The following is a 5,644-nucleotide window of genomic DNA, read 5'->3' on the forward strand; positions in this document are numbered from 1 at the left end:
CTGCAAACCGTTCGTCTGGACCGCCTCAGCCGACTCCATCCTCGAAAAGCTGCATAGACTTTGTTCGCGAATCAGCGGAACGGGACACTAGTTATCCTCGTCGAAGTCGAATTTGAAGAAAAGCTCGACCTGGATGAGGTCGTCGTCGCTGGGCCCCATTGCCTTCATCCTCGCAAACACCTGTCTCCTGTGTGACACCACGGTGTGACACCTGCGACAACGCCAGACAAGAAAAAAGCCGCTAACCCTTTCGGATCAGCGGCTTCCCTTACAACTGGTGGCGAATCAGGGACTTGACCCGCGGACCTGCGGATTACGATCGCAGCCCGACTTTCGAAGGAACGGGAATGACGCTCGACGGTAGGCTAGTCGCACTAACTTTGGCGTACAGTCGCAAAAATGTGGCGCCAGTCGCACTTACTCTGGCGCCCTACGGCAATGGGCAGTCTCAAACGTCAATATTTCCCGCCCGCAACGCATTCGACTCAATAAACGCCCGTCGCGGCTCCACATCATCCCCCATGAGCGTAGTAAAGATCCCATCCGCGGCAATAGCGTCCTCGATCTGCACACGCAGCAACCGCCGCACCGCCGGATCCATCGTCGTTTCCCACAGCTGCCCGGGGTTCATCTCCCCGAGCCCCTTATACCGCTGCTTCGAAACGTTCCGCTCCGCATCGGCAAGCAACCACTTCATCGCGCTCTTGAAGTCCGTCACGGCCATGCTGCGCTCACCACGCTTGATGACCGCACCTTCCCCAATAAGCCCCGTGAACGTATTCGCCGTAGCCACGAGCTGCTGATAATCCGCCGTGTGCTGGAATTCCTGATCGATAACGGAAACCCGCACATTCCCGTGATGGGTACGCTCGACATGCAGCGACCGTTGTTCGCGAACGGCGTCATACGAAGGCACCACACGCACTTCGTTCTTCAAAGCCTCGTCATGCAACGCAGCGTGCAGCGCCTTCGCCGAAGCCTCCGTCGAAGCCTCGTTGGAAAGATCGATCGCCACCCCGTCCATGATCGCCTCTAGCGCCGCCGGGTCATACAACCGGCTCAACCGATCGATCACACTCTGCGACAGCAGATACGACCGCGCCAGCTCCCCGAGCGCATCGCCGGAAATCGCCGCCGCATTCTCGCCCGGCACCAGCTCCGACCCTTGCAGCGCCAACCGCAGCATATGCGCGTTCAGCTCCACATCATCCTTCAGATACCGCTCGTCCTTGCCCGCCTTGATCTTGTAAAGCGGCGGCTGCGCGATATACACATACCCGCGCTCGATCATGTCCGGCATTTGGCGATAGAGGAACGTGAGCAGCAGCGTCCGGATGTGCGCACCGTCGACGTCCGCGTCGGTCATGATGATGATGCGGTGATAGCGCAGCTTGTCGAGGTTGTAATCGTCCTTGCCGATCCCGCACCCGAGCGCCGTGACCAGCGTCACGATCTGCTCCGACGACAGCAGCTTGTCGTAGCGCGCCTTCTCGACGTTCAGCACCTTGCCGCGCAGCGGCAGGATCGCCTGGAACTTGCGGTCGCGCCCTTGCTTGGCCGAGCCGCCTGCCGAGTCGCCCTCGACGATGTAGATTTCGCACTTCGCCGGGTCTTTCTCCTGGCAGTCCGCGAGCTTGCCCGGCAGGCCGACGCCGTCGAGCACGCCCTTGCGGCGCGTCATCTCGCGCGCCTTCCGAGCCGCATCGCGCGCACGCGCGGCTTCGACGATCTTCCCGCAGATGATCTTCGCGTCGATCGGCGTTTCCAGCAGGAACTCTTCCAGCGCCTTCGCGACGACTTCTTCCACCGGCGCCCGCACTTCGGACGAAACCAGCTTGTCCTTCGTCTGCGAGCTGAACTTCGGCTCCGGCACCTTCACGGAAAGCACGCACGACAGCCCTTCGCGCATGTCGTCGCCGGTCGTTTCGACCTTGGCCTTCTTCGCGATTTCGTTGTCGGTGATGTACTTGTTGATGACGCGCGTCATCGCGGCCCGCAGGCCGGTCAGGTGCGTGCCGCCGTCGCGCTGCGGAATGTTGTTCGTGAAGCACAGCACGTTCTCGTTGTAGCTGTCGTTCCACTGCATCGCGACTTCCACACCCACGCCGTCCTTCTCGCCGATAGCGTGGAAAACCGTCGGATGCAGGTTGGTCTTCGTCTTGTTGATGTACTCGACGAAGCCCTTCACGCCGCCGGCGAACGCGAAATCGTCTTCCTTGCCGCTGCGCAGGTCGGTCAGGCGAATCCGCACGCCGTTGTTCAGGAACGAAAGCTCGCGCATGCGCTTCGCGAGGATGTCGTAGTGATACTCGACCGTGCCGAAAATGGTCGGATCGGCCATGAAGTGCACTTCGGTGCCGCGGTTCTCTGTATCGCCGGTCACCAGCATCGGCGACACTTCCACGCCGTCCACCTTCTCGAGCACGCGGTCCTGCGCGATGCCGCGATGGAACTCCATGAAATGCTTCTTGCCGTTGCGGCGCACGGTGAGGCGCAGCCAGCTCGACAGCGCGTTCACGCACGACACGCCCACGCCGTGCAGGCCGCCGGACACCTTGTAGCTGTTCTGGTCGAACTTGCCGCCGGCATGCAGCTCGGTCATCACGATCTCGGCGGCGCTGCGCTTCGGCTCGTGCTTGTCGTTCATCTTCACGTCGGTCGGAATCCCGCGGCCGTTGTCGGTCACGGTAATCGAGTTGTCGACGTGAATCGTCACCTGGATGTCGTTGCAGTACCCGGCCAGCGCTTCGTCGATCGAGTTGTCGAGCACCTCGAACACGAGGTGATGCAGACCGGTGCCGTCCGACGTGTCGCCGATGTACATCCCGGGGCGCTTGCGCACCGCTTCCAGACCTTCGAGGATCTGGATCGACGAGGCGCCGTAGCTGCTGTTATCGGGTTGCGAATTGTGCTGTTCACTCATGGATATCTTCCGGTTCTGCGAGGCCACTCTCGTGGCGGCGCGGTGCGTTTCAGCGAGAAATCGCCGGGCCGCTCCAGTTTCCTGGCCCGTCCGAGGTGCCGTTAGGGCACCAAAGGGACGGGTTGTCGGTTCGCCATAAAAACGCCAAAGGGGCTTGCCGCCCCCTGGTGTGTGTCGCTATGTCGAGCGCGTCAGATGCGCATCGGCATCACGACATACTTGAACTCGTCGTTCTCGGGCACCGTGATCAGCGCGCTCGAACTGGCGTCGCCGAGGCTCACCTGCACGGTGTCGACCTTCAGGTTCGCGAGCACGTCGAGCAGATACGTGACGTTGAAGCCGATGTCGACGGTGTCGCCCTGGTAGGCGATTTCCAGTTCTTCCTGCGCCTCTTCCTGATCGGCGTTGGTCGACATGATCTTCAGCTGACCCGGTGCGATGATGCAGCGCACGCCCTTGAACTTGTCCGAGGTCAGGATTGCCGCACGCTGCAGCGAACGCTGCAGTTCTTCACGGCCGATCTCGAACGTGTTCTTGTGCGCCTTCGGGATCACGCGCTGGAAGTCGGGGAACTTGCCCTCGACGAGTTTCGACACGAGCTCGACCTGGCCGAACGTGAACTTGGCCTGGGTTTGCGCGATGTCGATGGTGACGGTGTCGTCGATGTCCTCGAGCAGGCGCTGCAGCTCGAGAATCGTCTTGCGCGGCACGATGACTTCCTGGCGGCCGAACGTGCCGCCTTCGATCTTCATCGACGAGAACGCGAGGCGGTGGCCGTCGGTGGCCACGGCCATCAGCTGGTCGCCGTCGACGACGAGCAGCATGCCGTTCAGGTAGTAGCGGATGTCCTGCTGCGCCATCGCGAAGTGCACCATGCCGAGCAGCTGGCGGAACGACTTCTGCGGGACGGTGAGGGTGGCGCCGAAATCCTTCGCCTGCGCGACGGTCGGGAACTCGTCGGCCGCCAGGGTTTGCAGTGCGAAACGGCTCTTGCCCGATTGAACGGTGAGGCGCTTGTCGGCGAGCGACAGGGTGACCTGGCCGTCCGGCATCGCGCGCAGGATGTCGAGCAGCTTGCGGGCCGCGACGGTGGTGGCCACCTGGTCGCCGCCGACGCCGAAATCGGCGCGCGTGGTGATCTGCAGCTCCAGGTCGGTCGACAGGAACGAAACGTCCGGGCCGTTCTTGGTGATCAGCAGGTTGGCGAGGATCGGCAACGTATGGCGGCGTTCGACGATGCCGCTGACCGTTTGCAGCGGCCTGAGGAGGGTGTCTCGTTCGGTCTTGACCAGTTGCATAGAGTTCCTTCGTTGAGTAACGGCCTGCAGCGCAGCAGCCACGCAGCGCCCCGCCGGCCGGGCTCTTGGCCCGCCACCGCCGGAGCGGTCAAACCAGTATTGTGCCTCAAAACCGAACCGCCCCCCTTAATTTGGGGCGGATGCCGAATTATCAAGCGCGCCCGCGCGCTCAGCCCTTCAGCGTCTGTTCCAGCACGTGCAGCTCGTGGTTGAGCTGCGCGTCCTTGCTGCGCTCGTCGGCGATCTTGCGCACGGCGTGCAGCACGGTGGTGTGATCGCGCCCGCCGAACAGCTCGCCGATTTCCGGCAGGCTCTTCTGCGTGAGTTCCTTCGCGAGATACATCGCGATCTGCCGCGGCCGCGCGATGTTCGCCGGACGCTTCTTCGAATACATGTCGGCGACCTTGATGTTGTAGAAGTCGGCGACGGTCTTCTGGATGTTCTCGACCGAAATCTGCCGGTTCTGCACGGTCAGCAGGTCCTTCAGCGCTTCCTTGGTCAGCTCGATCGAGATTTCGCGGCCGTGGAACTTCGAATACGCGAGGATCTTGCGCAGCGCGCCTTCGAGTTCGCGCACGTTCGAGCGCAGGTGCTTCGCGACGAAGAACGCGACGTCTTCCGACAGGTTCACGCCTTCCGACTGCGCCTTGCGCATCAGGATCGCGACGCGCATTTCCAGCTCGGGCGGCTCGATCGCGACGGTGAGGCCCGAGTCGAAGCGCGAGATCAGGCGATCGTCGATCCCCGAGATCTCCTTCGGATACGTGTCGCTGGTGATGATCACCTGCGCCTTGTTCGCGACCAGCGCCTCGAACGCGTAGAAGAATTCCTCTTGCGTGCGCGACTTGCCGGAGAAGAACTGGATATCGTCGATCAGCAGCAGGTCGAGCGAGTGGTAGTAGCGCTTGAAGTCGTCGAACGCCTTGCGTTGGTACGCCTTCACCACGTCCGACACGTATTGCTCGGCGTGGATGTAGCGGATCCGCGCGCCGGCCTTGTCGAGCAGCAGCTGGTTGCCGATCGCGTGGATCAGGTGGGTCTTGCCGAGGCCGACGCCGCCGTACAGGAACAGCGGGTTGTACGAGATGCCGGGGTTGTCCGCGACCTGGATCGCGGCGGCGCGCGCCAACTGGTTCGCCTTACCGGTCACGAAGTTGTCGAACGTGAGCACGGGGTTCAGCTTCGAGCGCTCGTACATCGAATCGGCTTCGCCGTTGGCGGGCGCGGCACCGGGGCCCGGGCGCCACGTGCGGCGGCCGGCGGCCGCTTCGTGCGCGGGCAGGCTCGGCAGGTCGATATCGGCGTCGTCGGCGTTCAGGTGGTGCGCGGCAGCCGCCGACGGCGTCATCGGCACGTCGGCCGGCGCGGCGGGCGCAGCCGCGGCATGCGCGGTCAGGTTCGCGGCGATCGCGGCCACCGTGGC

The 5,644-nt window shown here is 62.9% G+C and carries 3 protein-coding genes; all 3 read right to left on the minus strand.

The genetic code is table 11. The features are described from left to right. Positions 1 to 448: 448 nt before the first annotated feature. Positions 449 to 2,923 carry a DNA topoisomerase (ATP-hydrolyzing) subunit B gene (gene gyrB / locus ACPUER_RS35705; protein WP_425133440.1) on the minus strand — a complete coding sequence of 825 codons (2,475 nt, stop codon included), beginning with the start codon at positions 2,921 to 2,923 and terminating at the stop codon, positions 449 to 451. A 191-nt stretch (positions 2,924 to 3,114) separates the two neighbouring features. Continuing rightward, on the minus strand, positions 3,115 to 4,221 hold the full coding sequence (gene dnaN / locus ACPUER_RS35710) for a DNA polymerase III subunit beta (protein ID WP_059605245.1): 1,107 nt from the start codon (positions 4,219 to 4,221) through the stop codon (positions 3,115 to 3,117). Positions 4,222 to 4,390: 169 nt separating this feature from the next. Beyond that, a partial coding sequence (gene dnaA, locus ACPUER_RS35715; RefSeq protein ID WP_425133441.1) for a chromosomal replication initiator protein DnaA occupies positions 4,391 to 5,644 on the minus strand: 1,254 nt, incomplete at its 5' end.

This window comes from Burkholderia sp. DN3021, assembly GCF_049805555.1.
Lineage (GTDB): Bacteria > Pseudomonadota > Gammaproteobacteria > Burkholderiales > Burkholderiaceae > Burkholderia > Burkholderia pyrrocinia_C.